The sequence below is a fragment of the Pseudomonas sp. R62 genome, from assembly GCF_000257605.1.
Taxonomy (GTDB): Bacteria; Pseudomonadota; Gammaproteobacteria; order Pseudomonadales; family Pseudomonadaceae; genus Aquipseudomonas; species Aquipseudomonas atacamensis.
Map to the genome: position 1 here is coordinate 1,273,328 of NZ_JH635999.1, position 2,088 is coordinate 1,275,415.

1 protein-coding gene and 1 pseudogene are annotated in these 2,088 nt (G+C 60.8%); both read right to left on the minus strand.

What is annotated here, in order from left to right:
* Nucleotides 1–227: pseudogene (locus tag OQK_RS23935) on the minus strand (acyl-CoA dehydrogenase); the annotation flags it as partial.
* Nucleotide 228: 1 nt separating this feature from the next.
* Nucleotides 229–2,088 (minus strand): glycogen debranching protein GlgX (glgX, locus tag OQK_RS23940; RefSeq protein ID WP_016774642.1); only part of this gene is annotated, 1,860 nt, incomplete at its 5' end.

Sequence of the window (2,088 nt, forward strand, 5' to 3'; positions counted from 1 at the left end):
TGCTCGATGATCGCCAGCGCATCCGTGTGGCCTTCATAGAGTTTGCACAGGCCTAAATCGTGTCCACCGACTTCCGAGAGACGCTGAAAGCGCTCCAGCGTGTGACCGCTGCCGGGCAACGGCAAGCGGTCGAGGCCGGCCTCGACCATTGCCCGCAGGCAACGGCCGAGGGCATTGGTGTCGGCGTAATCTGGCGGACGGCGGGCCAGATAATGTTGAAAGTCCATATCAATCTTCTTCGTCACGTTGCAGTTCGAACAGCAGCAACGAACGCCCGGTCACCGAATATTCATGGCCGAAGTCAAAGCGTTCCTGACCGCGAATCGACGGCTGATTGGTGTCGATCATGCAGGTCCAGAAGCCGCCGTCCGGCACTTCCGGCAGGGTGAAGTTGACGATGTCGTGGTGTGCGTTGACCACCAGCAACAGGGTCGCGTCGGCACCTTTGCGGCGGATGCCGGTTTCCTGCGCGCGTCCGTCGAGCAGCATGCCGAGGCAGCGGTTGTGCGCATCGTGCCAGTGCTCGGTGGTCATCTCGGTAGCGTCCGGTGCCAGCCAGGTCACGTCCTTGACGCCGATGTCTTCGTTGTACTCGCCGACCAGGAAGCGTCCGCGACGCAGGATCGGATAAGTCAGGCGCAGCTTGATCAGGCGTTTGACGAACTTGAGCAGGGCCTTGCCGTCCTCGCTCAGGTCCCAGTTGACCCAGCCGATTTCGCTGTCCTGGCAATAGGCGTTGTTGTTGCCGTCCTGGGTGCGGGCGAATTCGTCACCGGCAACGATCATCGGTGTGCCCTGGGCCAGCAGCAGCGTGGCGAAGAAGTTGCGCATCTGCCGATGGCGCAAAGCGTTGATTTCCGGATCGTCGGTCGGGCCTTCGACGCCGTGGTTCCACGACAGGTTGTTGTTACTGCCGTCCTGGTTGTTCTCGTCGTTGGCTTCGTTGTGCTTGTCGTTGTACGACACCAGATCGTTGAGAGTGAAACCGTCGTGGGCGGTGATGAAGTTCACCGACGAATACGGCCGGCGCCCGCGCTGGTTGAACATCTCGCCGGAAGCGGTCATACGGCTGGCGAAATCGGCAAGCTGAGCGTCGTCGCCTTTCCAGAACGCGCGCACGGTGTCGCGGAACTTGTCGTTCCACTCAACCCAGCCCGGTGGAAAGTTGCCGACCTGATAACCGCCGGGGCCGCAGTCCCAGGGTTCGGCGATCATTTTCACCTGACGCAGCACCGGATCCTGACGGCAGGCGACGAGGAAGCTGTGGCGCTCGTCGAAACCATCGTGGTAGCGGCCAAGAATGGTTGCCAGGTCGAAGCGGAAGCCATCGACGTGCATCTCACTGGCCCAGTAGCGCAGAGAGTCAGTGACCATTTGCAGCACGCACGGGTGGCTCAGGTCCAGCGTGTTACCGGTGCCGGAATCGTTGATGTAGTAGCGCTTGTCGTCGGGCATCAAGCGGTAGTAGGAGGCGTTGTCGATACCGCGCATCGACAGGGTCGGACCTTGCTCGTTGCCTTCGGCGGTGTGGTTGTAGACCACGTCGAGAATCACTTCGAGGTTGGCATCGTGCAGATGCGCGACCATTTCCTTGAATTCGGCAATCTTGCCACTGGCCAGGTAACGCGGGTCCGGGGCGAAGAACGCGATGCTGTTGTAGCCCCAGTAGTTGGTCATGCCCTTTTGCAGCAGATGCTGATCGTTGACGAAAGCATGGATCGGCAGCAGTTCGACAGAAGACACGCCGAGCTTGCGAATGTGCTCGAGCACGTCGTCGACCATCAGGCCGCCGAAAGTGCCACGCAGGTTTTCCGGCACCGACGGGTGACGCATGCTGATGCCGCGCACGTGGGTTTCATAAATGATGGTCTTGTCCCACGGCACGCTGACGCGATGGTCGTTGCCCCAGGTGTGCGCCGGGTCGATGACCTTGCACTTGGGCACGAATGGCGCGCTGTCACGCTCGTCGAAACTGAGGTCGGCGTCGGGGTGGCCGATGGTGTAGCCGAACAGCGCCTCCGACCATTTCAGCTCGCCGACCAATTGCTTGGCGTACGGGTCGATCAGCAGTTTGTTGTGGTTGAAGCG